The 23,574-nt window shown below is 31.2% G+C and carries 24 protein-coding genes and 1 pseudogene; 16 read left to right on the top strand and 9 right to left on the bottom strand.

Features of this window, described 5'->3' with window-relative positions; translation table 11 throughout:
• Positions 1-23 precede the first annotated feature (23 nt).
• From HMPREF2576_RS02135 to HMPREF2576_RS02125, 3 genes are all read left to right on the top strand, one after another.
• Entirely contained in the window at positions 24-500 is a 477-nt protein-coding gene (locus HMPREF2576_RS02135) for a GNAT family N-acetyltransferase (RefSeq protein ID WP_002438748.1), read from the top strand.
• Positions 501-591: 91 nt separating this feature from the next.
• Positions 592-1,890 carry an HD domain-containing protein gene (locus HMPREF2576_RS02130; protein ID WP_002438750.1) on the top strand — a complete coding sequence of 433 codons (1,299 nt, stop codon included), beginning with the start codon at positions 592-594 and terminating at the stop codon, positions 1,888-1,890.
• Positions 1,891-1,946: 56 nt separating this feature from the next.
• Positions 1,947-2,453 carry a YwhD family protein gene (locus HMPREF2576_RS02125; protein WP_002470595.1) on the top strand — a complete coding sequence of 169 codons (507 nt, stop codon included), beginning with the start codon at positions 1,947-1,949 and terminating at the stop codon, positions 2,451-2,453.
• A gap of 84 nt (positions 2,454-2,537) precedes the next feature.
• On the opposite strand, the gene larC is transcribed toward HMPREF2576_RS02125, so the two are convergent.
• From larC to larA, 4 genes are read right to left on the bottom strand one after another with little or no spacing between them, the layout of a single operon-like run.
• Positions 2,538-3,725, bottom strand: coding sequence for a nickel pincer cofactor biosynthesis protein LarC (gene larC / locus HMPREF2576_RS02120; protein ID WP_002470583.1), 1,188 nt, complete (start codon positions 3,723-3,725; stop codon positions 2,538-2,540).
• Complete coding sequence (gene larB / locus HMPREF2576_RS02115) at positions 3,722-4,498, bottom strand: nickel pincer cofactor biosynthesis protein LarB (protein WP_070856328.1); 777 nt, start codon at positions 4,496-4,498, stop codon at positions 3,722-3,724. Before larB ends, larC begins: the two co-directional genes overlap by 4 nt.
• Before the next feature lie 14 nt (positions 4,499-4,512).
• Positions 4,513-5,340, bottom strand: coding sequence for an ATP-dependent sacrificial sulfur transferase LarE (larE, locus tag HMPREF2576_RS02110; protein WP_002470573.1), 828 nt, complete (start codon positions 5,338-5,340; stop codon positions 4,513-4,515).
• Between the two features lie 19 nt (positions 5,341-5,359).
• Entirely contained in the window at positions 5,360-6,628 is a 1,269-nt protein-coding gene (larA, locus tag HMPREF2576_RS02105; RefSeq protein ID WP_002502518.1) for a nickel-dependent lactate racemase, read from the bottom strand.
• 286 nt (positions 6,629-6,914) lie between these two features.
• On the opposite strand from larA, the gene adhP reads away from it, so the two are divergent.
• The 13 genes and pseudogenes from adhP to HMPREF2576_RS02040 all read left to right on the top strand — a co-directional run bounded on the left by adhP (position 6,915) and on the right by HMPREF2576_RS02040 (position 19,454).
• The gene (gene adhP / locus HMPREF2576_RS02100; RefSeq protein ID WP_002502517.1) at positions 6,915-7,937 is read left to right on the top strand and encodes an alcohol dehydrogenase AdhP; all 1,023 of its coding nucleotides are present in this window, start codon (positions 6,915-6,917) and stop codon (positions 7,935-7,937) included.
• Between the two features lie 80 nt (positions 7,938-8,017).
• Positions 8,018-8,409 (top strand): annotated as a pseudogene (locus HMPREF2576_RS12280) (hypothetical protein).
• Positions 8,410-8,898: 489 nt separating this feature from the next.
• Complete coding sequence (locus HMPREF2576_RS02090; protein ID WP_001832036.1) at positions 8,899-9,315, top strand: YwiB family protein; 417 nt, start codon at positions 8,899-8,901, stop codon at positions 9,313-9,315.
• A complete protein-coding gene (argS, locus tag HMPREF2576_RS02085; protein ID WP_002438772.1) occupies positions 9,312-10,973 on the top strand; it encodes an arginine--tRNA ligase in 1,662 nt (553 codons plus the stop codon). The genes HMPREF2576_RS02090 and argS overlap by 4 nt, the downstream gene beginning before the upstream one ends.
• A 256-nt stretch (positions 10,974-11,229) precedes the next feature.
• Positions 11,230-11,865 (top strand): endonuclease III domain-containing protein, encoded by a 636-nt coding sequence (locus HMPREF2576_RS02080; protein ID WP_002456006.1) that lies wholly within the window; start codon positions 11,230-11,232, stop codon positions 11,863-11,865.
• Between the two features lie 54 nt (positions 11,866-11,919).
• Positions 11,920-12,672: a MerR family transcriptional regulator gene (locus HMPREF2576_RS02075; RefSeq protein WP_002438776.1), complete on the top strand. Its 753-nt coding sequence runs from the start codon at positions 11,920-11,922 to the stop codon at positions 12,670-12,672.
• A gap of 448 nt (positions 12,673-13,120) precedes the next feature.
• On the top strand, positions 13,121-14,008 hold the full coding sequence (locus HMPREF2576_RS02070; protein WP_070856330.1) for an ABC transporter substrate-binding protein: 888 nt from the start codon (positions 13,121-13,123) through the stop codon (positions 14,006-14,008).
• A 278-nt stretch (positions 14,009-14,286) separates the two neighbouring features.
• A complete protein-coding gene (locus HMPREF2576_RS02065; protein ID WP_002456003.1) occupies positions 14,287-15,231 on the top strand; it encodes a FecCD family ABC transporter permease in 945 nt (314 codons plus the stop codon).
• Between the two features lie 58 nt (positions 15,232-15,289).
• Complete coding sequence (locus HMPREF2576_RS02060; RefSeq protein ID WP_001832134.1) at positions 15,290-16,018, top strand: HAD family hydrolase; 729 nt, start codon at positions 15,290-15,292, stop codon at positions 16,016-16,018.
• Positions 15,996-16,793: an alpha/beta fold hydrolase gene (locus tag HMPREF2576_RS02055; RefSeq protein WP_002438782.1), complete on the top strand. Its 798-nt coding sequence runs from the start codon at positions 15,996-15,998 to the stop codon at positions 16,791-16,793. Before HMPREF2576_RS02060 ends, HMPREF2576_RS02055 begins: the two co-directional genes overlap by 23 nt.
• 202 nt (positions 16,794-16,995) lie before the next feature.
• Positions 16,996-17,505, top strand: coding sequence for an SA0570 family protein (locus HMPREF2576_RS02050; protein ID WP_002469179.1), 510 nt, complete (start codon positions 16,996-16,998; stop codon positions 17,503-17,505).
• A 244-nt stretch (positions 17,506-17,749) separates the two neighbouring features.
• Entirely contained in the window at positions 17,750-18,469 is a 720-nt protein-coding gene (locus HMPREF2576_RS02045) for a hypothetical protein (protein ID WP_002456002.1), read from the top strand.
• Positions 18,470-18,677: 208 nt separating this feature from the next.
• Entirely contained in the window at positions 18,678-19,454 is a 777-nt protein-coding gene (locus HMPREF2576_RS02040) for an alpha/beta fold hydrolase (RefSeq protein ID WP_001832174.1), read from the top strand.
• Positions 19,455-19,626: 172 nt separating this feature from the next.
• On the opposite strand, the gene sarA is transcribed toward HMPREF2576_RS02040, so the two are convergent.
• From sarA to HMPREF2576_RS02015, 5 genes are all read right to left on the bottom strand, one after another.
• Positions 19,627-20,001 carry a global transcriptional regulator SarA gene (gene sarA / locus HMPREF2576_RS02035; protein WP_001832055.1) on the bottom strand — a complete coding sequence of 125 codons (375 nt, stop codon included), beginning with the start codon at positions 19,999-20,001 and terminating at the stop codon, positions 19,627-19,629.
• A 412-nt stretch (positions 20,002-20,413) separates the two neighbouring features.
• Entirely contained in the window at positions 20,414-21,367 is a 954-nt protein-coding gene (locus HMPREF2576_RS02030; RefSeq protein WP_002438787.1) for an efflux RND transporter periplasmic adaptor subunit, read from the bottom strand.
• 325 nt (positions 21,368-21,692) lie between these two features.
• Positions 21,693-22,622, bottom strand: coding sequence for a DMT family transporter (locus HMPREF2576_RS02025; protein ID WP_001832125.1), 930 nt, complete (start codon positions 22,620-22,622; stop codon positions 21,693-21,695).
• 353 nt (positions 22,623-22,975) lie between these two features.
• Complete coding sequence (locus tag HMPREF2576_RS02020; protein ID WP_002438795.1) at positions 22,976-23,200, bottom strand: DUF2922 domain-containing protein; 225 nt, start codon at positions 23,198-23,200, stop codon at positions 22,976-22,978.
• A gap of 15 nt (positions 23,201-23,215) precedes the next feature.
• Positions 23,216-23,422, bottom strand: a complete 207-nt coding sequence (locus HMPREF2576_RS02015; RefSeq protein WP_001832147.1) for a sigS mRNA-stabilizing protein SroA — start codon at positions 23,420-23,422, stop codon at positions 23,216-23,218.
• Between the last annotated feature and the right edge of the window lie 152 nt (positions 23,423-23,574).

The following is a 23,574-nucleotide window of genomic DNA, read 5'->3' as shown; positions in this document are numbered from 1 at the left end:
TAAATAGTTAGGGGAGAAGTCACATGTATAGTGTCAGACAAGCAACTGAAAAAGATGTTGTAGCGATAAGAGATGTTGCGACAAAAGCTTGGTATAACACATATTTAAATATTTATGCTGCTTCAACAGTTAATGAACTGTTGGCCGCTTCATATAATGAAACGCATTTAAAAAAGAGACTAAATGAGCAATTATTTTTAGTGGCAGAAGAAGATAGTGAGATTGTTGGTTTTGCAAATTTCATTTATGGTGAAGAGCTTTATTTATCTGCACACTATGTTAGACCTGAATCTCAACATAGAGGTTATGGAACTCGTTTGCTAGAAGCGGGGTTGAAAAGGTTTAAAGACCAGTATGAAACAGTTTATTTAGAAGTTGATAACAATAATAGTAATGGCATCGAATATTATCAAAATCATGGATTCGAGATTATTCGCTCATATCAACCTGAAATGTATGGTGAAATCATGGATTTAGCTTTAATGAAGAAATCATTTTAACAAACATATGAATAATTAACATTGTTTCGTCTAGTAATATGAGGAACAAAAAATAAATGTTTTTTGGAATATATAGGATAGGAGGGAAAGTATGACGCTATCATCATATGCAACGAGTAAATTAACAGAAGAAAAGGTATTTAAAGATCCAATTCATCGATTTATCCACGTACAGGATCAATTGATTTGGGACTTAATTAAAACAAAAGAATTCCAACGCTTGAGACGTATTAAACAACTAGGTACTTTGTATTTATCATTTCATACAGCCGAACATAGTCGTTTTGGACACTCTTTGGGTGTTTATGAAATTGTGCGCCGAATGATTGATGAGACATTTATAGGACAAGACGCGTGGGATAATACTGATCGGCCACTTGCGTTGTGTGCTGCGTTGTTACATGATTTAGGTCATGGTCCTTTCTCTCATAGTTTTGAAAAAATATTTAATACAGACCATGAAGCATTTACACAAGCTATTATCACAGGAGACACTGAGGTTAATGGTGTACTAAGTCGAGTCTCTGATAACTTTCCTAAACAAGTAGCTGATGTAATTAATAAAACGCACGATAATAAGCTTGTTATTTCTATGATTTCCTCACAAATTGATGCTGATCGAATGGACTATTTACAAAGAGATGCATATTTTACAGGCGTAACGTATGGCTCATTTGATATGGAGCGTATTTTAAGGTTGATGAGACCATCTAAAGAAGAAGTGTTAATTAAAGATAGTGGTATGCATGCTGTCGAAAATTTCATTATGAGTCGTTATCAAATGTATTGGCAAATATATTTTCATCCAGTAAGCCGTGGTGGGGAAGTTTTATTAAACAATTGTTTAAAACGAGCTAAGCAGCTTTATAATGAAGGATATGAATTTAAAATGTATCCAAAAGACTTTATACCATTCTTTGAAGGAACAATGACTATTGAACAATATGTAGAACTTGATGAAGCAGTTGTATTGTATTACTTGAAGAAATGGATTCATGAAAATGATACAATATTAAGTGATTTATCAAGACGGTTTATCAATCGAGATTTATTTAAATATATTCCTTTCGACGGTTCAATTATTACCATTTCGGAATTGCAAGAATTATTTGAAGCGGGTGGTATTAATCCTGATTATTACTTTGTAAGTGAAGCATTTTCAGATTTACCTTATGATTATGATCGCCCAGGCTCAAATCGCAAACCGATTCATTTATTAAAAAGTAATGGTGGAATTACAGAAATAAGTAATCAATCATTGGTGATTAATAGTATTACAGGGATTAATAGAGAAGACCATAAATTATATTATCCTAAAGAGATGATTTTAAAAATTAAAGATTATCAAATTAAAGGTTCTATTATTAACTTACTTAATGAATTAAATTAACAGTTAAGAATAAGATATATAGTCTTTATTTGATGACTTATTAGGAGGTATCTCGTTTGTCTGAGAAAAAAGGTTTCAATTTCAATATTATAAAAAATGATCCACTAGATGGTCATAAAGGAACCAATATTGGTTCGATTAGTTTAGATAATATTGCCCCGGTTTTTATAGATGTTGAAAATCAGAAGGCATTTGTTGATATTGGTGGTATGCACGCACGTGCTGAAGTTGAAAAGGGTGTCAAGTGGATTACTGACAAATCACAAGTTGAAGGTGAGGAGGCTAAAGCATACTGGCTATGTTGGGTGACGACCGAACGTAGTGAACAAGGGCCATATTATGCGGGTGTGACTGCATGCTATTTATTAGTTAACAAAAGTATTAGACGTGGTTATAAGAGCATGCCAGAACATGTTAATATGATGGATAAGTCAATGAAACATCAATTTATCATCGACCAAATCGGTGATGATAACAAACAAATTTTAAAAAAATTTCTACAAAATCATAACGTTGAAATGTGGAATAATTCTAGTGAAGAACTATATCGAGCATTTGAATAGAATAAAAGGATAGGTGACTGTTTTATGTAGAATGACTGTCCCTATCCTTTTTTGATGAGCAAAATTTAAATGAGTAAAACTAATTTATTGAAGTATATTTCCTATACGATATGTTTGATAGAGTTGTTGTAATACCTCGTTATGAATTACTTGAAACGGTTGATTTGTCGTTTTAGCTATTTTCTTCAAATCTTCATACTCGGGTTTCATTTTCATAATTTTTCCATTTTGTAGGCCGAATTTAATGGAAACAGTGCCGTGTTGCGTAGAAAGAATTTTGAATGCGCGGTCCAAGGTCTTTCTATTAACAGAAGTACTTCTGACGCCTAAAGAACTTGTTTCTTGTAAGATAAGTTGTTCGAAATATGTCTTATCATGTAATTTACATATTAACGTTAACTGCGTGCTTGGGCGACTTTTTTTCATAAATATAGGCGTATAGTAAGCATCTAAAGCACCTTGCTCTAACGCATTATTCATAAAATAACCTAATGCTTCAGGTGTCATATCATCTATTTGACACTCTATTACTTGGACGCTATCTTGTTGCTCGAATTCAGATTCAAATTGAATAACCCTTAATATATTAGGGAAATCAAAATCCTTACTGCCGGCGCCATAGCCTATATGTTGTATTGTTGCTGAAGGAAATGGCCCAAACGATGAAACAAGTCCCTTAGCAAATGCAGCACCAGTAGGGGTTGTGAGTTCACTTTGAACATCAAAATGTGCGATTGGTATACCTTTAAGAATTTCAGCAGTAGCAGGTGCAGGGATTGGATAAATGCCATGAGCAATATTGATTTTACCATGACCTGTTGGAATAGCTGAACAGTATAATGTGTTAATCCCTAGTTGTTCTAGTGCAATACACCCACCAATAATATCTATAATAGAGTCCATTGCCCCCACTTCATGAAAGTGAACTTCTTCAAACGACATGCCATGAATTTTAGCTTCTGCTTGACCAATGATTTCAAAAATTTTCTTACTGCGATATTTAACCCTTTCCGGAAGTGTACTGTCATCTATCATTTTAAATATATCATTAACGTGACGATGATGATTTGCTTCTTTAACATCAATGTTTAATGTCATTGCATGAATACCTTGTTTTACTCTTTTTTGAAAATGTAGCTTAAATTGGTCTAAAGGTAACTTTTTTAGTTCTGATTCAATGTCTTCAGGGTTTGCTCCTAAATCAACTAAAGCAGAAAGTAGCATATCTCCGGCAATACCTGCGTGGCAATCTAAATATAATGCTTTTGTCATAAAGATACCTCACTCTCTTTATTTTCTAGCATATGAATAATCTGTGCAGCGTTGTAACCGCCACCAAATCCATTATTGATATTTAATACGCTGGTTCCGGGTGCGCAACTATTTATCATTGATAATAGGGTGGTAACCCCATTCAAGTTTGCTCCATAACCTACACTCGTTGGTACTGCATATACAGGGTGGTTGACTAATCCTCCAACAACACTTGCTAAAGCGCCTTCCATTCCAGCTATAACGATAGAAACTTTCCCTTTGCGTATATCATGAATGTTGGATAATAAGCGATGAATACCTGAAACCCCGACATCATAAAATCGTTTTACACTTACTCCCATGATTTCAGCGGTTAATGCAGCTTCTTCAGCAATAGGTAAATCAGAAGTTCCAGCACAAAGTACAGAAACATAGTATTTAGATTGTGGTATATCTTTTAGTGGAGTGCTAATTAACTGTGCAGTTTGATGATATTCCAAGTTTGGATAATGTTGTAAAATGTATTTTGCTTTCATTTCATCAACACGTGTCACTAGAATAACTTCATTATGAAATAACAAACTAGAGATGATTTTAGTGATTTGTTCTTTTGTTTTTCCTTGCCCAAAGATAACTTCGGGAAATCCTTGACGCTGTGCTCTATGTAAGTCAATTTTAGCAAAGCCCAATTCGTCATAATGACTGAGTTGGGCTTTAGCATCATTAATAGATAGTTGATTTGATTTTACAGCTTTGAGCACCTCTTCTATAGAATTATAACTATGGCTCATTGGTACTCACATCCTTATTTAAAACTTGTAGATTTGGTATCAATGATTTCATTCATACTACCTGTACGATAGCCTTCTAAATCCATTGTTACATAGTCAAATCCTAATTCTTTCAAATGTAATATGATACTGTCTTTCAATTTAAGAAGATTATTTAATTGATCTTCTGTTACTTCAATGCGTGCTATGTTGTGATGATAGCGTACTCGTACGTGGTTGATACCTAGGCTTAAAATGAATTTTTCTGCTTCGTTGACCTTGTTAACTTTTGTAAAACTTAATTCCTCACCATAAGGTATTCTTGATGCTAGACTACATAAGGCTGGTTTATTCCATACAGGCAAGTCATGTTGATGACTTAATTCTCTAACTTCAGATTTATATAGTTTTGCTTCTTGTAAAACGCTACGAACACCAAAGTCGTCTCTTGCTTTTAATCCGGGACGAAAATCATCTAAGTCATCCATAATCATACCATCTAGCACATAATTAAATCCTATTTTATTCTTAATATTCTCAAGTTGACTATACATCAAGCGCTTGCTATAGTACCAACTTTCAGGCGTATTTTTAACGATATTCGCATCTTGAAGTTCAGACATTTCAGTTTCTAATACTTCAACACCTAGACTTTGTCCAAGTTTAAGCGCTAGTTCAAACTCTTCATTTCTAAATAATTCTGATTTTACTACAACAGGTTTAACATAGTTAACACCTAAAACATCAATCGCTTTTTTCAGTAACAAGCTACTATCTACTCCACCTGAGAAGGCAATTACTACACTCTGCATGTCTTTCAATAGTGCGTCTAATTTCATTTCTTTAGTATTTAATTCAGTCATAGTTTCCATCCTCCATTTATTATTCTTTATCTTCTACGTACGGTATTGTTAAAGGACCTTGTGGCATAACACCAATGGTTAATTTACGGCCATATCGATGTTCTAATTCTTGTATTGTATATTCAATGTTAGAGGTTGGGATTAACATCGAGTCTTTAAGTTGTTGGTCAGTAAGTTCTGAATAAACATGCACATTGGCAAAAGTTTGAATACTTGCTTGTTTTTGTACTTGCCATTGGTCGACTTCCTTAAAGTTTGGATCGTGAATAAGTTCTAAAATACCTTGAGGTGTGTCTGCCATTTTGAAAATTTCGGCAAACTTACCATGATCAGGAAAGCCATCTGCACACTCAGATACCATAATAATATGACCGTCTTTTTTAACAACTTTACTCGCTGCACTCATCCCTTTTACTGTTTGATATAAATTTTGATCTAAAGGATAGCCAGAATTTGATGCGATAACAATATCAAAGCGTTGATCACATTTAAACATTGCATGATCTTTTACATATGCGCATCCTTCTTTGTGTGTATCAAAGATTTCACCAGCAAATGCTGCAGTAATTTCTTTACTTTTATTCAATGCAACATTAAGTAAAAAGTCAGGTTTACACATACGGTTAACTTCCCGTGCCATATCTTGAACTGGATTGTCTTCTAAATTTCCCCACGTTGATCTCGGATCGCCAATCATTTTTGCATTATGAAATGTTTGAATTGTTTCTAAACCTGCAATTCCAGGCATTATCCCTTTAGGTCCACCTGAAAATCCAGCGAAAAAGTGTGGTTCAATAAAACCTGTTACAATTTTAAAATCGGATTCTACATATGCTTTGTTTAAATAAACATCACATCCATATTGACTGTGTCCCACTTTAGCTAGACTTTCTTTTTCTGAGCAATGATTGTGAACGATTTTTACTGAATTTACAATATCTTCACCTAACATTTGAATCAATTCATCTCGCGTTTGATCTCGATGAGTCCCTGTACCATTAATAATTACGAAATTCTCACGAGGAACATGATTTAATTCCTCAATTAGTAAAGGTACAAGAATATGGTTGGGCGTTGGACGTGTAATATCACTAATAACAATAGAAACAATATCATTACTGTTTACCATTTCTTTTAAAGGTTTAGAATTTGTAGGGTTTCTTAATACATTTTTAATTGCTGATTCATAGTTTTGAATAGCATCGATGTTTTGAGGCTCTATGATTGTGCTATCATCAGGCACATTGATTTCAATTTCAGATTTTCCGTACAAAACTTGCGTCTTCACTTTCATCCCCTCCAATTAAGATTTTTAAAATAAACACCTTCATCCCCAAATTATAAGGTGTGATTAAGAACGATGACTTTTCACTGACATGATATATATAGTTAAAAAATAAAATATATGAATAAATCATAAAATATGCTATAAAAGTGACGATATTATGTCGCTCTATATACAATTTACAAAAAATTCAGTATAAATGAAAGGACTTTTGGTAAACGATTTCAAAAGAGTGTAAAATAAGGGTGGAAGTAATAGAATTACACTTTAATACTAGGGAGGGCTTTTTATGAAAGCAGCTGTAGTAACCAAAGATCATAGAGTAAGTATTGAAGAAAAACGTTTAAGAGAATTAAAACCTGGAGAAGCATTAGTAAAGACTGAATATTGTGGTGTATGTCACACTGATTTACATGTTAAAAATGCAGATTTCGGTGACGTAACAGGTGTAACATTAGGACATGAAGGAATTGGACGTGTCATTAAAATTGCTGATAACGTAGATTCATTAAAGGTAGGGGATCGTGTATCTATAGCATGGATGTATGCAGCATGTGGTAATTGTGAGTATTGCACAACTGGTAGAGAAACATTATGCAGGGATGTTCTCAATGCTGGATATACTGTTGACGGGGCAATGGCTGAAGAAGTCATTGTTGATGCGAATTATGCAGTTAAAGTTCCCGAAAATCTTGATCCAGCGGCTGCTTCATCTATTACCTGTGCAGGTGTGACAACATATAAAGCAGTAAAAGTGAGTGGTATCGAACCAGGACAATGGTTAGGCGTATTTGGTGTGGGAGGATTAGGTAATTTAGCATTGCAATACGCCAAAAACGTAATGGGCGCGAAAGTCGTTGCATTTGACATTAATGATGATAAATTAAATTTTGCTAAAGAGCTTGGTGCTGATGCAATCATAAATTCAACTAATGTTGATCCTATTGAGGAAGTAAATCGTCTAACGAATAATAAAGGATTAGATGCAACGGTGATTACTGCTGTAGCTAAAACACCTTTTAATCAAGCAGTTGATGTTGTTAAGGCGGGTGCACGTGTGGTAGCAGTAGGACTTCCAGTAGATAAAATGGATTTAGATATTCCGCGTTTAGTGCTTGATGGAATTGAAGTCGTTGGTTCATTAGTTGGTACCAGACAAGATTTAAGAGAAGCATTTCAATTTGCTGCCGAAAATAAAGTTATTCCTAAAATCCAATTAAGACAATTATCTGAAATTAACGATATTTTTGATGAAATGGAAAAAGGAACAATTACGGGTCGAATGGTAATTGATATGAAAAGCACGCACTGAAAGTGAACATAAAAGATAATATAATATTTAGAAATTAAACTATCTTTTGATTTGTGAATGTAAAAAAGGAAGGGCTAATTATGCGATTTAAATTAAAAGAAGATGAAATTTTAGAATTTTTAGATTTAAATTTTCCACAACAAACATTTGAAAAAGGTCGTCTCCTTATTGGGCAAAATAAGAGACAACCATTACACGTTTATTATTTTGGAAAAAAATTCTTGGCTCTTTTAAATGTAAATTTTAACACTTTTGAATATATTAAAGTAGATGAAGTCGATTATAATGATATAAAAAAATCACTTTAAAAGACGGACTGCTTTTTAAAAAAATGTTTATTGAGACAGAGGATTTTATGTTTAACTATAGTACATCTAAAGCTCTTTTAAGTGATTTTCAAAATAATAATTTTAATTACTTTATTCAAAATAAAAAAGAGCGTGTTATATTTGAAGATGGGCATTTCCTCTAAAATATATGATTGAAAACTAACTCTAACCTTGAATATTTTATAGAAATACAATTTGATAATGCTATAATATATTATAGATTTAAAAATATTTTGAGGAATATGAGGTTAAAAGATGAAAAAGACAATGTTCATCATTGCAGCAATGATATTCGGCATCGTATATTTCGATAAATATAGATTTTTATTAAAAAAATATGAAATTGACATTATTGATGTTGAATAATTGTAAATCTGATTGAAGTGATAGGTGACATTTATATTAAATGTGTGAGTTCTCTGTGGCAACAATATCTAGAATAGGAAAGCACCACTTTCACCTCAGTTATGAATTGTGAATATGTGAAAAGAATCTGAGACAAGATTAATGTTTCAGGTTCTTTTCATATTGTGTAAATTTTTGACATGAACACATGTCTTGAGTACTACAAGCAATAGCAGTTTTATGCTATAATGACATTTATTATTGTAAGGGTTAAGGTGAGTAGTAAATTGAATAAAAATATTAACATTCAAACCCGTCAAGTTTTGAAACAGAATGGTGAAAAGCAGAGATTTGAGTTTACTACAAAAGGTTCTTGGCAACAAAAATTTGCAGATTTTATACGTTACGAAGAACAAATTGAAGATGCTAAAGTTAATGTTACGATTAAAATTGAAGATAGCGGTGTAAAGTTAATTCGTAAAGGCGACATTAATATGAACTTACATTTCGTCGAAGGACATGAGACGACAACACTCTATGATGTACCTGCCGGAAAAATACCTTTAACTGTTAAAACACTAAGCCTTATGCATTTCGTTACTCATAATGGCGGTAAACTTAAAATACATTATGAGTTATATCAAGATGAACAAAAGATGGGTTCTTATCAATATGAAATAAATTATAAGGAGATAAGCGAATGAATATAATCGATCAGGTTAAACAGACGCTAATAGAAGAAATAGAAGCTAGTATTAGAAAAGCTAACCTCGCAGAAGATATTCCAGAAATTAAAATTGAAATACCTAAAGATACTAAAAATGGAGATTATTCTTCTAATATTGCTATGGTTTTAACAAAAATTGCTAAGCGTAATCCACGTGAAATTGCGCAAGCTATTGTCGATCATTTAGATACAAGCAAAGCACACGTTAAACAGGTTGATATTGCTGGGCCAGGTTTCATCAACTTTTATCTGGATAATCAATATTTAACAGACATTATTCCAGAAGCTATCACAAAAGGTGATCGATTTGGATATGCAACACAATCTAAGAATACTAACATTTTATTAGAATATGTATCAGCTAATCCAACAGGAGACTTACATATTGGTCATGCTAGGAATGCAGCTGTAGGCGATTCTTTAGCTAATATTCTCATTGCGGCTGGTTACAATGTTACACGTGAATATTATATTAATGACGCAGGTAATCAAATCACTAATTTAGCACGATCAATTGAAGCACGATACTTCGAAGCTTTAGGTGATACGAGTTATGAGATGCCGGCAGACGGTTATAATGGTAAAGACATTATTGAAATCGGTAAAGATCTCGCTGTTAAACATCCAGAAATAAAAGACTACTCTGATGAAGAACGCTTAAAAACGTTTAGACAACTTGGTGTCGATTATGAAATGGAAAAATTAAAAAAGGATTTATCTGATTTTAACGTGCACTTTGATAATTGGTTTAGCGAAACATCTTTATATGAAAATGGCGCGATTAAAAATACATTATCTAAAATGAAAGAGCTAGGCTATACGTATGAAGCAGATGGCGCGACTTGGTTACGTACAAGTGACTTTAAAGACGATAAAGATCGTGTATTAATAAAAAAAGACGGTAATTACACTTATTTCACACCAGATACGGCCTATCACTACAATAAGATTAATAGAGGAAATGATATTTTAATTGATTTAATGGGTGCTGATCACCACGGTTATATTAACCGTCTCAAAGCTAGCTTAGAAACATTTGGTGTAGACAGCGATCGTCTTGAAATTCAAATTATGCAAATGGTTCGCCTTATGCAAAACGGAGAAGAAGTGAAGATGAGTAAGCGTACAGGCAATGCGATTACTTTACGTGAAATTATGGATGAAGTCGGTATCGATGCTGCACGTTATTTCTTAACAATGCGTAGTCCTGATTCTCATTTTGACTTTGATTTAGAGTTAGCTAAAGAGCAATCTCAAGACAATCCAATTTATTACGCACAATATGCACATGCACGAATTTGTTCTATTCTAAAGCAAGCTAAAGAACAAGGTATTGAAGTGTCTACTGATGCAGACTTTTCTAAAATAAATAATGATAAAGCAATAGACTTATTAAAAAAAGTAGCAGAATTCGAATCGACGATAGAGAGTGCAGCCGAACATCGTGCACCTCATCGTCTAACTAATTATATTCAGGATCTAGCTGCAGCATTCCATAAATTTTATAATGCTGAAAAAGTGCTTACAGATGATACGGAAAAAACTAAAGCACATGTAGCTATGATTGAAGCGGTGCGTATTACCTTGCACAATGCATTAGCATTAGTAGGTGTTACAGCACCAGAATCTATGTAAAACTTCATAAAATAGATACACGAGAGCCTGTGACATATTTATATGTACAGGCTCTTACATTATTTAGTCCTTATTATTGATGCATTCCAAAAAGAAAAAACAAGCAAAGCAAACCGATATTGGGACACAGCATAAAGTTTGTTATAAAAGGAATATTAACAATTAGGTAGGACAACACCTCAGACTTCTTGGGAAAATTGGACAATGTAGCATGCGAGATATAACAATCATGCGAAGATTTGTAGGGGGAGAAATCATGTTATCAATAGAAAAATTATATCAAATTCTATATCAAAATATGGGCCCTCAATATTGGTGGCCAGCAGAAACGCCAATAGAAATGATGCTTGGGGCAATTCTAGTCCAAAATACTAATTGGAACAATGCAGATATAGCGTTATCAAGATTAAAAGAAGAAACTTCTTTTAATGCACAGACGATATTGAAAATGCCTTTAGAATCGTTGCAGCAAGTGATACGTTCGAGTGGTTTCTATAAAAATAAAGCTAAGGCTATACAGGCATTGTTACTATGGTTAAATCAACATCATTTTGATTATAGTAGTATAGCTAAGTTATACGGTGATAGCTTAAGAAAAGAATTACTCACCATCCGTGGTATAGGTGAAGAGACCGCCGATGTCTTAATAGTATATATTTTTAAAGGTAAAGAATTCATACCTGATAGTTATACTAGACGTATTTTTAGAAAATTGGGATATCAACATACAGAAAGTTATCATAAATTGAAACAGGAATTAACACTTCCTGAATCATTTTCAAATCAAGATGCAAATGAGTTTCACGCTTTATTAGATAATTTTGGGAAAAATTATTTTAATGGTAAGGGGAAACAACGCTATACCTTTTTAGATACCTATTTTAAAAAATAAGTATTGACCTTAACGTAACGTCATACCTCATACTTTAATTCAGGAGGTGAAATGATGAAAGAACGCTTCAGTCCCAAAACGCTTTCTGACATTACCGGAGTTAGTATACGCACGCTTCATTATTATCATGAAAAGGGGTTACTCGTGCCACAACAAATGAGTGCTAATGGATACCGATATTATAATGTTCAAGATATTTCAAAGTTACAATATATTCTCTTTTTAAAGGAATTAGATTTAACATTAAAGCAAATACAGACGTATTTTGAAGGTGATAGTGATTTTAGAACTAAAATATTACATGATAATTTTTATCACATTGTTAAAAAAAGAGATCGCTTAAACGATATTATCCGTACGTTAGAACATCATTTTCACAAAGATAACGATGAGATTGAGGTAACTACAATGCAAAATTTCAATTTAAATGAACAGTATGAAAAAGAAGCAGCAAGTAAGTATGGAGATACTCATTATTATCAAGCATATAAAGATAAACAAAAATGTAAGGATGAATCAGAACAGCAAAATCATTTTGAGGAAATTAATAAGCAATTAAATATGTTTTTTGACGAAATGAATCAACTATACTTAAACAAAGTTTCTATACTTGAAGCAAGTGGAAAAACTAAGAAATTACAATGTATTTTGAAAGAACAAGTTCCTAATTGTGACAATCAATTTTTAGAATATATAGCTCAGATTTATATTGAGGACGAGCGATTTGTAAAGTTTATTAACAAGCAACGTGAACGTGGTTTGAATTTATACATTTCTGACGCGATAAAAACATTTATTAAATTATAAAACATTATGTGTCTGGGACATTGTTGATTGTCTCAGACATTTTAGCATTTTACCGATTGATACTAACATTATAAAACTGATCAACACAGAAAATTTCAACGAGAAATTCCACAGACAAGGCAAGTTGGGGTCGGGGCCCCAACACAGAAAATTTCAACGAGAAATTCTACGGACAAAGCAAGTTGGGGTTGTGGCCCCAACACAGAGAATTTCAATGAGAAATTCTACGGACAAAGCAAGTTGGGGTTGTGGCCCCAACACAGAGAATTTCAACGAGAAATTCTACAGACAAAGCAAGTTGGGGTTAAATATATTAATAGATTTAATTCAAAGTTGTCTTTTTTCATATTTTGTGAAAATCAAATAAAATTGTATCTACAAATATTGGTATATTTTGATATGATGAATAGGAACATTAAAAATAATTTGTGAAAGGGTGATGCTCCAAATGAAAAGTAAACTATGGATAGTTATATGTGTATTGATTGTAGTACTGGCTGCATGTGGTCAAGATGCCAATCATTCATCTAATAATAAAGACACTGAAAAAAGCGATAAAAAATATCATAGAATTATTTCGCTCATTCCTAGTAACACAGAAATTTTATATCGCTTAGGAATCGGAGAAGATATAGTTGGTGTATCCACTGTGGATGATTATCCTAAAGATGTAAAAAAAGGTAAAAAACAATTCGATGCGATGAATTTAAATAAAGAAGAATTAATAAAAGCTAAACCGGATTTGATTTTAGCGCATGAGTCACAGAAAAATTCTGCAGGTAAAGTGCTAAAGTCACTTAAAGATAAGGGAGTAAAAGTCGTTTATGTGAAAGATGCACAATCGATTGATGAAACTTATGATACTTTTAAATCAATTGGACAATTAACGGATCGTGAAAAACAAGCTAAAGAACTTGTTGATGAAACAAAACACAATGTAGACAAAATCATTAACTCCGTTCCTAAACATCATAAGAAACAAGAAGTGTTTATGGAAGTATCGTCTAAACCAGACATTTACACTGCCGGAAAAGATACCTTCTTTAACGATATGTTAGAGAAACTAGATGCTAAAAATAGTTTTGATGATGTTAAAGGTTGGAAATCAGTAAGTAAAGAAAGCATTATTAAACGTAATCCTGATATTCTGATTTCCACAGAAGGTAAATCAAAATCAGACTACATAGAAATGATAAAAAAACGTGGCGGTTTTGATAAAATTAATGCTGTTAAAAATACACGTATTGAAACAGTAGATGGGGATGAGGTTTCTCGACCAGGTCCTCGTATTGATGAAGGTCTAAAGGATTTAAGAGACGATATATATAAAAAATAGTCATTTGAATACTATGTATTGTATTTTACTTAGATGATTAATTTTATTAATAAGCTGACAGAGATGTATTTCAAACGCCTGGGACAGTAGTTATTGTCTCAGGTATTTTTAATATTTATGATAGACGGATATTGAATTAAACTGATGCAAATATGCCATTTGATTCAACTTCATTACTCGATGACTAAATCGTGCAACGAATGGAAGCCAGTCGTTTTACACTTTTTAAGTATTGTTTTGTTAATATAGTGATTAAGAAAGTATTGAAAGAGAGAGTTATGAATAAATATAGAAGTGTCATTATATGGTTATTTATTTTAATATTAAGCATGAGCTTAAGTTTAAGCTGGGATGTAGGAAAACTTGATGATGTTTTTAATCAAACCATACTATTCCAGGTTCGTTTACCTAGATTACTTGAAGCCATGCTCACTGGTGCAGTACTTACATTAGCTGGCCAAGTGTATCAAATTGTGTTAAATAATCCACTTGCAGATAGTTTTACATTGGGATTAGCTAGTGGTGCATCATTAGGATCTGGAATTGCTTTATTTTTGGGACTTAGTTTTTTATGGTTCCCTATATTTTCCATTATTTTCAGTTTAATCACACTGTTACTTGTTTTAAGTGTTTCAGCGATGTTAGCCAAAGGATATCCTGTTCAAATGCTTATATTAACGGGATTACTATTTGGTGCACTATTAAATGCATTATTGTATTTGCTTGTTTTGATTAATCCTAAGAAGATGAATCCAATTGCTAGTTATCTGTTCGGTGGTTTTGCATCAGCTGAATATCAGGATGTTATGATTATTAGTTTGATAGCATCTGTCGCAATCATAGTATTATTTTTAATGCAAAAAGGAATTAAATTACTGCAAGTTGGTGAATTGAAAAGTCAGTCTCTAGGATTAAATGTACAACAAGTAACGTATATTGTTCTTATAGTAGCCTCCATCATGACAGCAGTTGTGGTCGCATACGTTGGAGTTATTGGTTTTATAGGCATGATTATTCCACAACTGATTAGAAAATTTTATTGGCGTTATCAAATAGGTTTACAAATGTTATTGAATATAATCATAGGTGCTGTAGTCATGATAATTGCAGATTTTATAGGAAGTACAATGATACAACCTATACAAATTCCTGTAGGCATCGTGATGGCATTGCTCGGTGTACCAGTCCTATTTTATATTTTAATTAAACAGACTAACATATGACGTTCACACTACTCTTTTGCTACAATAGTATTATTAAAATATTAAGAGGTCATTGAAAATGAATTTAAACTGCATTAAGGCTATCGTCTTTGATTTAGAAGGTACTCTATTAGATAGAGTAAAATCGCGTGAAAAGTTTATAGAAGAGCAATATGAACGGTTTCATGATTATTTTATTCATGTGCAATTAGCAGATTATAAGAATAAATTTATTGAATTAGACGATGATGAAGACAACGATAAACCTGATCTATATAAGGAAATCATTAAACAATTTCATATCGACCGTCTTAAATGGAAAGATTTATTTAATGACTTTGAAATGCATTTCTATCGTTACGTTTTCCCTTACTATGATACTTTGTATACATTAGAAAAGTTATCGAAACATCATTACATGATTGGTGTGATTGCAAATGGGAAATCCAAAATTAAACAATTTAGATTGCATTCATTGGGTATTATGCACGTTATTAATTATTTAACTACTTCTGAAACTGTAGGCTATCGTAAGCCACATCCTAAAATCTTTGAAGATATGATTGATCAATTGGGGGTTAAACCATCTGAAATAATGTATGTCGGAGATGATGCATTAAACGATGTTGCTCCTGCACGTGCAATGGGGATGGTAAGTGTGTGGTATAAACAAGAAGATGCAGAATTGGAGCCATTAACAGAAGAAGTAGATTATACGATTACTACCATAGAGGAATTGCTTAAAATTTTACCAGATAATTTTGAAACAGAAGGAGAAGAACAACATGGCAATGGATTTAATTACTAAACAAGACGGTACAACATTACACTATAGTACTATGGGACAAGGATATCCTGTCGTACTCGTGCATACCGCTTTTGATAATTATGCTGTTTTTAATGATTTAGCTAAGGTATTAGCAAAGTCTTTTCAGGTTGTGCTTATCGATTTGAGAGGACATGGTTACTCTGATAAGCCTAGAAATATAGAGTTTTATGACTTTGCTGACGATATAAAATTTTTATTAGATGCTATATATATAGATGAAGCAGCATTTATTGGGCACGAGATGGGGGCACTTATTGCTGCTGATATGTCTGTTAGAAATCCTGGCTATATATCCTCAATCACATTAGTTAATCCTACTTCAATAGAAGGTGAATTGCCTGAAGAACGCTTGTTCAGAAAATATGCGCATAAAATACGTAACTGGGAAGATGATAAGCAAGAAAAATTTTTAGATAAACGTAGATATTATAAAGCGCGTAAGATGAATAAATTTTTAAAGCATGTCGTTGATACAAATAGTATTTCTACTAAAGAAGAAATTCAAGCTGTTAAAGATGTCTTCAAATCTGAAGGTATTGCAGATGTTTTCAAGCATGTTCAAGTTCCTACGCTTATTGTTGCTGGAGAACACGGAGAACGTACAACTACACTAGAAGCTAAAGAAGTCGCAGATTTGATTCAACACTGTGAATTTAACGTCTATCAACATTCAAGTGCATATCCTTTTGTTGAAGAACAGGCTCAATTTACTCAAGAGACAACAAACTTCATTCAACAACATGCACCTAAATAAAAGAGTTCACACTGAGATTTTGTAAGGTAATAATTAATGAATTAAGAAAGATATGTTTCTCTATAAGCGCTAAAACAGTTGTTAAAAAAGTCATCTACTAAATCCACGTAATCATTTTGTAATGTTATTGTTATTTTAGTAATATTTATAGTACAATTAACATGAGCACAGAAGACATAAAGAATTAAAGGAGTGAGTGCTTATGAAGAAACTAATAACATCATTACTTGTTTTAGGATTAGTTTTAACTGGAGTAAGCGTGGGAAACAACGTTGAAGCGGCAACTGGTAATTCAATGAAAACAGTACAACAATTAAACAAAGGTGATAAATCATTAGAAAACGTTAAGATAGGCGAATCAATGAAGAGTGTATTAAAAAAGTATAGTCATCCTATCTATTCTTATAACCCAAATAGTAATGAAAAGTATTACGAATTTAGAACTGATAAAGGTGTTTTGCTAGTAACAGCTAATGGTAAAAAAGAAAGAGGAAATGTTACACGCGTATCAATGACATATAATGATGCAAACGGCCCTTCATACAAAGCCGTAAAACAACAACTTGGTCATAAAGCTATAAGTCGTGTACATTATAATAATGTTACAGGTAACTTTGGCTATATTCAAAAAGGTCAAGCAAGTTATCAATTCAGTTCAAATTCACCAAAGGATAAAAATGTGAAGTTATATCGTATAGATTTAAATAAATAAGAAGAATTGGATATACGTTTTATAAGATAAAATAGTTTGAAATTTGAAGAGTTTAAAGTTGAAATCATAATTTGTAAAATGGATTTCACTTTAGCTCTTCTTTTCATTTTAGTTGCTAATGATGATATGATTAATCATTATGTTCAAGTAAAATTGTAAGATGTATGATAAAATTTTAATTTGAAAATGATTAACTTATGAAATCTACAAATTACATCAAGATTTAAATGAAAAGGAGTAAATCATGCGTACGAATGATAAAGTATTACTCGAAAATATTAATGATTATTTTAGTCACAAAGGAATGTCACCACACTTAATTGATGATATAAAAGAAAAATATCGACAAGATATTAAAAAGTCTGAAGAAAAAGATCAAGATTACATTGAATATAGAGGTAAATCACCTGCGCAATTAATATTAACAATTCAGCGTAATTTGTTTGCATTACAACTCAATCCAATGATTTTCTTTATCATTAACTTTATTCTTATTTCATATTTGTACGATAAACAATATGTACCTTTTCAAGCAATTACCGGTATAAGCTTGTTTTATTGCTTAGTTATATTTCCAATAACACTCATTTTATATGTGCGTATTGCCAAAAAAAATTATCTATACAGTAATAAGTATGAAATGAGAACTGGAATAATCATTGGTATTATTGCTTTAATTCTAGTAATTATGCAAGGGTTTCACTTTAACTGGGCTATTATTCCTATTTCTATCTATGGTCATCAGTTTGTATTTTTCGCTGGAATTATTTTAAGTCTTGTTGGTATATTCTTTAAACGTATAGAATTTGTAGGAGTTGGCTTACTATTTTGTCAAAAAACAATAGATGCAATGGTAACTGACCCGGAAATTGCACAGTTTTTCTCTTTAGCAATTTGGATTATACTTGTTGTGCTAATCATTTTTTATACGATACGTTTATCTGAACGCACTAAATCATCATAATACAAAGATTTAAACTCAGAAAATATGCTAGACATATCTTTCTGAGTTTTTTAATTTATTAAAATATATCATTTGTTTACCATATAAGTTTGTTTTAGAAAATGAATCACTATTTTAATATACAAATAATTTAATTACACTGAAAATAACCTAAAAGCGTAACACTATTTTAATATGGGTATATAAATGACTAAAGGGAGGTGCCAAGATGAATAAAATTCAAATTTGTAATCAGATTGAACTTAACTATATTGATGAAGGCGAAGGCATCCCCATCATTTTAATTCATGGATTAGATGGAAACTTGGCAGGATTTAAAGATTTAAAAAATGAACTCAAGAAGCAGTATAGAGTAATTACTTATGATGTCAGAGGTCATGGAAAATCTTCACGAACAGAATCATATGAATTAAAAGATCATGTTGAAGATTTAAATGATTTAATGGGAGCATTAAATATCGATTCTGCACATATTTTAGGACATGATATGGGGGGCATCATTGCGAGTGAATTTACTGAAAAATATCAATATAAAGTGATTACATTGACAATTGTTTCGGCCAAAAGTGAAGACATTGCAAATGGTTTCAACAAATTAATGGTTGATTACCAAGAAGAATTAGCAGGGTTTAATAAATCTGAGGCAATGATTATTTTATTCTCTAAATTATTTAAAGAGAAAGATAAAGCAATGAAATGGTATCAAAGCCAAAAATTATACAATAGACCAACTCCGGAAGAAAGTGCAATTGCAGTACGTGCATTGCTTAATATTAAAGATTTAACTCGTGTTCATCATAATGTGTCCATACCTACTTTAATTGTGAATGGTAAGTATGACCCACTCATACAAAATAAAAGTCATTATGATATGGATCAATATTATGATCAAGTTACAAAAATTGTATTTGATAATTCAGGACATGCACCACATATCGAGGAACCAGAAAAATTCCTGAAACTCTACTTAGATTTTGTTAGTTAAAAAATAAGAACATAAATAAAAACCCTTAAATGATTATTGTCGGAAAATCATTTGAGGGTTTTGTAGTAGCAGTAAAGTTTGGACTCAGATCACTATCGTATTAACTTAATAAAAGAGTAAAACAGTCTTATCTTTCATAAGTGAAAGAAATATCTGTTTTACTCCCTAGCCATTATACTTCATTTTCATTATTTGCTTCTGTGATACGGTTGTTTACTCGTTTAAGTAAATCATCGATTTTTTTACGCTGCTTAGAATCTACTAAGATTAAAACAGTTCTTTCATCGTGTTCATTACGTTTTTTATTAAAGTAATTTTCTTGAGATAAATTTTTAACAGCTTTAACAACTTGAGGTTGTTTATAATTTAAGTGATTGATAATATCTTTAAGATAATATTCCTCTTCTTTATTCTCACTAATATAAGTTAATACTGCAAATTCTTCAAAGCTGATTGAGAATTCTTTTTTAATTATTCCTTTTAATCTGTCAGCATAAGTGACCATAGCTAATAATTCAAAGCAGTCATTGATTTTTGAAATAGCCATTAATGAAACCTCCCTATTTATATCATATCCATAAATCTTAAAACCCATCTTTTTAAATTTAAAGATAGTTAATTATATTATTGAATTAAGATTACTTGGATACTATACCCTAATTTATTAATTTATATCTATTTTTCTTATGAAAATACGAAAGTGTCCGTCATAATATAGTATTAATTTAAATTTAAAGAATATATTTAATGCTATATTATTTAGTTAATTATAACTAAATAAAATTAAGAAGTAAACAAATAAGTGTTTATAAAACAAATTATCTTTTAAAGTTTATACTTGAATTAGCAATGTAGCATTTGCTATATTCAAAAAAAATAAGATTGTTTCTAATTTCCCTTAATTTAATAAAAATTATACTAAAAAGAATACTTTTTGGAAAGAATTTTACTAACATTTTTTATATATAAATGTTTATTAATTTAGAAGTAGGATTTTTAACAACTTTTTCATCTATCAATAAGCCTTTAGTTATATTAATATACCCACTTTTTAAACTCTTTTTGTATGTTACTTCTCTTTTTGTAATTTTCCCGTTTTTTAGAATTAAAACATAGCGTTTTTGAACAATAGCTGACGTAGGTAACTCTATGTCATTTGAGGCTAATTTGATTTTAAAGTGTGTTCCAATTTGATGATTGGGTTGTGTAGAAAGTAAAATGTCGTAATATGAGACGCCATTTTTTATTTTTGATGGTATATTCGAAATTTCTTTAATTTTACTAGTAAATTGAGTGTTGTCACTAGATGTTACAGAAATATTTTGATTTATTTTTAATAAATTCAACTCAGATTCTGATATATTAGCACGAATAATACGTTCGTTGCTATTAATTTGCACTATCTTTTCGTTTGGTTTTGAAGGGATAGAATTAATATATGAAATACTTCCATTAATTGGTGAAAATAAAGTGGATTTAATTGAGGATTTAGTTTGAATCATTTGTAATTTTAGCTGATTAAGGAATGAATAATAATGTAAATCATTTTTAGAATTTAAAGTTTTGTTGTTACGTTCATTACTAAGTGTATTTTGGAGTTCCTCATATAAATGATCTTTTTCATAATTGTAATATTCTAACACTGGAGTGTTTTTAGATACTTTGCTATGATTTTTTACTAAAAGTTTTTGGAGTTGTCCTAAAGTGGGAGTGTAGTAGAAAATATAGCTGTTAAGAGGGGCTTGTATACCAGTTGTTGAAAGGAGTAATTTGGGCTTTGCTTTTATAGTTTTTATATTTTTAATATCTTCTGTTTTAGAAGTTAATTTAGAGAAAGTAATGTAACTAAAACTACAAGTTGTGAGAATGAAAATGAATAGTAATGAAGAAATAACGATGCGTTGCTTGGTCATGGATGTTCACCTCATAATATTATTGTGAGGTTATTATACACTATTATTTTAAATGAAAATATATTAATTTTAAAATAAGCATTACTTTTGGTTTGTATATTGTTTTATTTCAAAAAATAAAGTAAATCAATTTAATAAATTGAAAAATAGAAGGCTATCTTTAATTTTAAAATATATGATTCTACATAAATGTTACTATAAGAAGAATCACTCATAAAAACTGCCAACAAAGACAAAATCTTTGTTGGCAGTTCGAAATAGACATTTATTTGTATGAGGAATCTACATTAATATAAGCGGATAATTTTTATTCAGAATAAGGAATTTAAAATAATCGTAATAAAATAATACCTATAGCTATACATAATAATCCACCTAACTTACGTGATGTTATTTTGTTTTTAGGTGAACCCAACAAACCGAAATGATCGATAATAATACCCATAATCATTTGGCCCATCATAGCAATTATAGTAGTTAAAGCTGCTCCTAAGAAAGGCATTAAAATAATATTAGATGTTACGAATGCCATTCCTAGTATCCCTCCAATAAAATAAATAGATTTAATCTTACCTAGTGTTTTATGAGTAGATGATATTTTCAGACTACGATTAAATACTAATGTTAATATAAATAACGCTATTGTACCAACGCTAAATGATATGAGTGAAGCAAATATGGATGAGTGTGTGTGTTGAGCCAGTGTGCTGTTGATTGTTGTTTGGATTGGCGGAGCGAAACCAAATACGAATCCAATAAGCAACCAGAATACTATTGGTGTATTCTTATGTCTATTAACAGGATGTCTACGAACATAATTCATAAATATAATTCCAGTAATTAAAAATATAATTCCAACACCTTTAAATAATGTAAAAGATTGTTGATGGGCGCCCAATAATCCAAATGTATCAATGATTACACCCATAATAATTTGCCCTGTAACCGTAATAACAACAGTAAGTGCTGCGCCTAATCTTGGTAATAATAATAAGTTTCCAGTTAAATAGATAACACCTAATAGTCCTCCTAGGACCCAAGTATAGTTAAGTGTTTGCTTAGAAAAGAATTCTGGTGTTAATACTTGTGGATGAATAATGATATTAAGCACAAGTAAGCATATTGTTCCGACAGCAAAAGATATGGTTGAAGCATAAAAAGATGAACGGGTAAATTGGCTTAGCCTTGAGTTGATTGAAGTTTGAATAGGAAGTAACATGCCAACAAAAATTCCTAAAAGATATAGAAAAAACAATGATAAAAACCAACTTTCTCAATTTAATATGATTATCATACCATTCATAATCATGTTTCTAAAATGATTGAGCCATAAGCAAAGTATAGAAATAAGTTGTGAATGTTCCGAGGTGTCATACAGCCGATACTATTTTGATGAATCATTATAATAAAATGCACATTAAACAAGTTTTAGAATTAAAAAAAGCGAGACATCATTTTGAATTTGATATCTCACTTCATATTAATAAAAGAACAATGTAAATTAAGTTCTTTTTTAGACTTGAACAATTTTAAAAAATTTGTTCTTCGATAAGTCTTTTTTATGATTTTAGTACTTTAAATAAAGCGTCAAAAATAATGTTTTATGAATTAATTTTTATCTTCAAATATAACAGTTGTACTTTTATCAATAAGTTGTGCAGCATAAATTTTGACAGGCTTTCCCAAACTAAATCTTAAAATGTCTAATTCTAAAAGTTGGTTCATACTTTCTTTAATTAATTGTTCTGTAGTAATAGCGTTAAAATCGGGTAATAGTAATTTGACGGGTTTATTAAGATTTGATTTAAATACGAGTTCCAAAGTTTTTGACATACTGATGTATCCTCCTTAAATTAAAGATTCTGTTTTAACGATCTCGACTTTGTCATACTCTTCGCCACTGATACGTTCAATGATGGAACGAAAAGATTTGATTTGATCATTAGAAACAAGCGGATTAATGTTAGAAAAACGACGCTTATGTTCGACTACTTTACCTTCAGAATTATGTTTGATTTGAGTAAAGATAATCGTCACTTGATTGACTTCATTCATAATAAAACCTCCTTTCACTATATATATCGAAATAGATTGAAAAAAAAGGACACATTTTTTGAAAAATATAGGCAAATGCCTTTGATGTGATACAAACGTCATTTATCATTAATTATGAAACCTGTTTTAGAAGGTATATGAGGTAAGTAGAA

Origin of the sequence: Staphylococcus sp. HMSC063F05, from assembly GCF_001837075.1 — a bacterium.
Classification (GTDB): domain Bacteria; phylum Bacillota; class Bacilli; order Staphylococcales; family Staphylococcaceae; genus Staphylococcus; species Staphylococcus epidermidis.
This window is presented reverse-complemented; position numbering and strand designations above follow the sequence as displayed.

Bases quoted from the DNA above. Each gene is read 5' to 3' on its own strand.
- HMPREF2576_RS02070 (WP_070856330.1), top strand. From the start codon at position 13,121: ATGAAAAGTAAACTATGGATAGTTATATGTGTATTGATTGTAGTACTG.
- larC (WP_002470583.1), bottom strand. From the start codon at position 3,725: ATGACAAAAGCATTATATTTAGATTGCCACGCAGGTATTGCCGGAGAT.
- HMPREF2576_RS02075 (WP_002438776.1), top strand. From the start codon at position 11,920: ATGAAAGAACGCTTCAGTCCCAAAACGCTTTCTGACATTACCGGAGTT.
- HMPREF2576_RS02020 (WP_002438795.1), bottom strand. From the start codon at position 23,200: ATGTCAAAAACTTTGGAACTCGTATTTAAATCAAATCTTAATAAACCC.
- sarA (WP_001832055.1), bottom strand. From the start codon at position 20,001: ATGGCTATTTCAAAAATCAATGACTGCTTTGAATTATTAGCTATGGTC.
- HMPREF2576_RS02045 (WP_002456002.1), top strand. From the start codon at position 17,750: ATGCGTACGAATGATAAAGTATTACTCGAAAATATTAATGATTATTTT.
- HMPREF2576_RS02080 (WP_002456006.1), top strand. From the start codon at position 11,230: ATGTTATCAATAGAAAAATTATATCAAATTCTATATCAAAATATGGGC.
- HMPREF2576_RS02040 (WP_001832174.1), top strand. From the start codon at position 18,678: ATGAATAAAATTCAAATTTGTAATCAGATTGAACTTAACTATATTGAT.
- larE (WP_002470573.1), bottom strand. From the start codon at position 5,340: ATGACTGAATTAAATACTAAAGAAATGAAATTAGACGCACTATTGAAA.
- HMPREF2576_RS02135 (WP_002438748.1), top strand. From the start codon at position 24: ATGTATAGTGTCAGACAAGCAACTGAAAAAGATGTTGTAGCGATAAGA.
- adhP (WP_002502517.1), top strand. From the start codon at position 6,915: ATGAAAGCAGCTGTAGTAACCAAAGATCATAGAGTAAGTATTGAAGAA.
- HMPREF2576_RS02055 (WP_002438782.1), top strand. From the start codon at position 15,996: ATGGCAATGGATTTAATTACTAAACAAGACGGTACAACATTACACTAT.
- HMPREF2576_RS02015 (WP_001832147.1), bottom strand. From the start codon at position 23,422: ATGAATGAAGTCAATCAAGTGACGATTATCTTTACTCAAATCAAACAT.
- HMPREF2576_RS02050 (WP_002469179.1), top strand. From the start codon at position 16,996: ATGAAGAAACTAATAACATCATTACTTGTTTTAGGATTAGTTTTAACT.
- HMPREF2576_RS02065 (WP_002456003.1), top strand. From the start codon at position 14,287: ATGAATAAATATAGAAGTGTCATTATATGGTTATTTATTTTAATATTA.
- larB (WP_070856328.1), bottom strand. From the start codon at position 4,498: ATGAGCCATAGTTATAATTCTATAGAAGAGGTGCTCAAAGCTGTAAAA.
- HMPREF2576_RS02130 (WP_002438750.1), top strand. From the start codon at position 592: ATGACGCTATCATCATATGCAACGAGTAAATTAACAGAAGAAAAGGTA.
- argS (WP_002438772.1), top strand. From the start codon at position 9,312: ATGAATATAATCGATCAGGTTAAACAGACGCTAATAGAAGAAATAGAA.
- HMPREF2576_RS02030 (WP_002438787.1), bottom strand. From the start codon at position 21,367: ATGACCAAGCAACGCATCGTTATTTCTTCATTACTATTCATTTTCATT.
- HMPREF2576_RS02060 (WP_001832134.1), top strand. From the start codon at position 15,290: ATGAATTTAAACTGCATTAAGGCTATCGTCTTTGATTTAGAAGGTACT.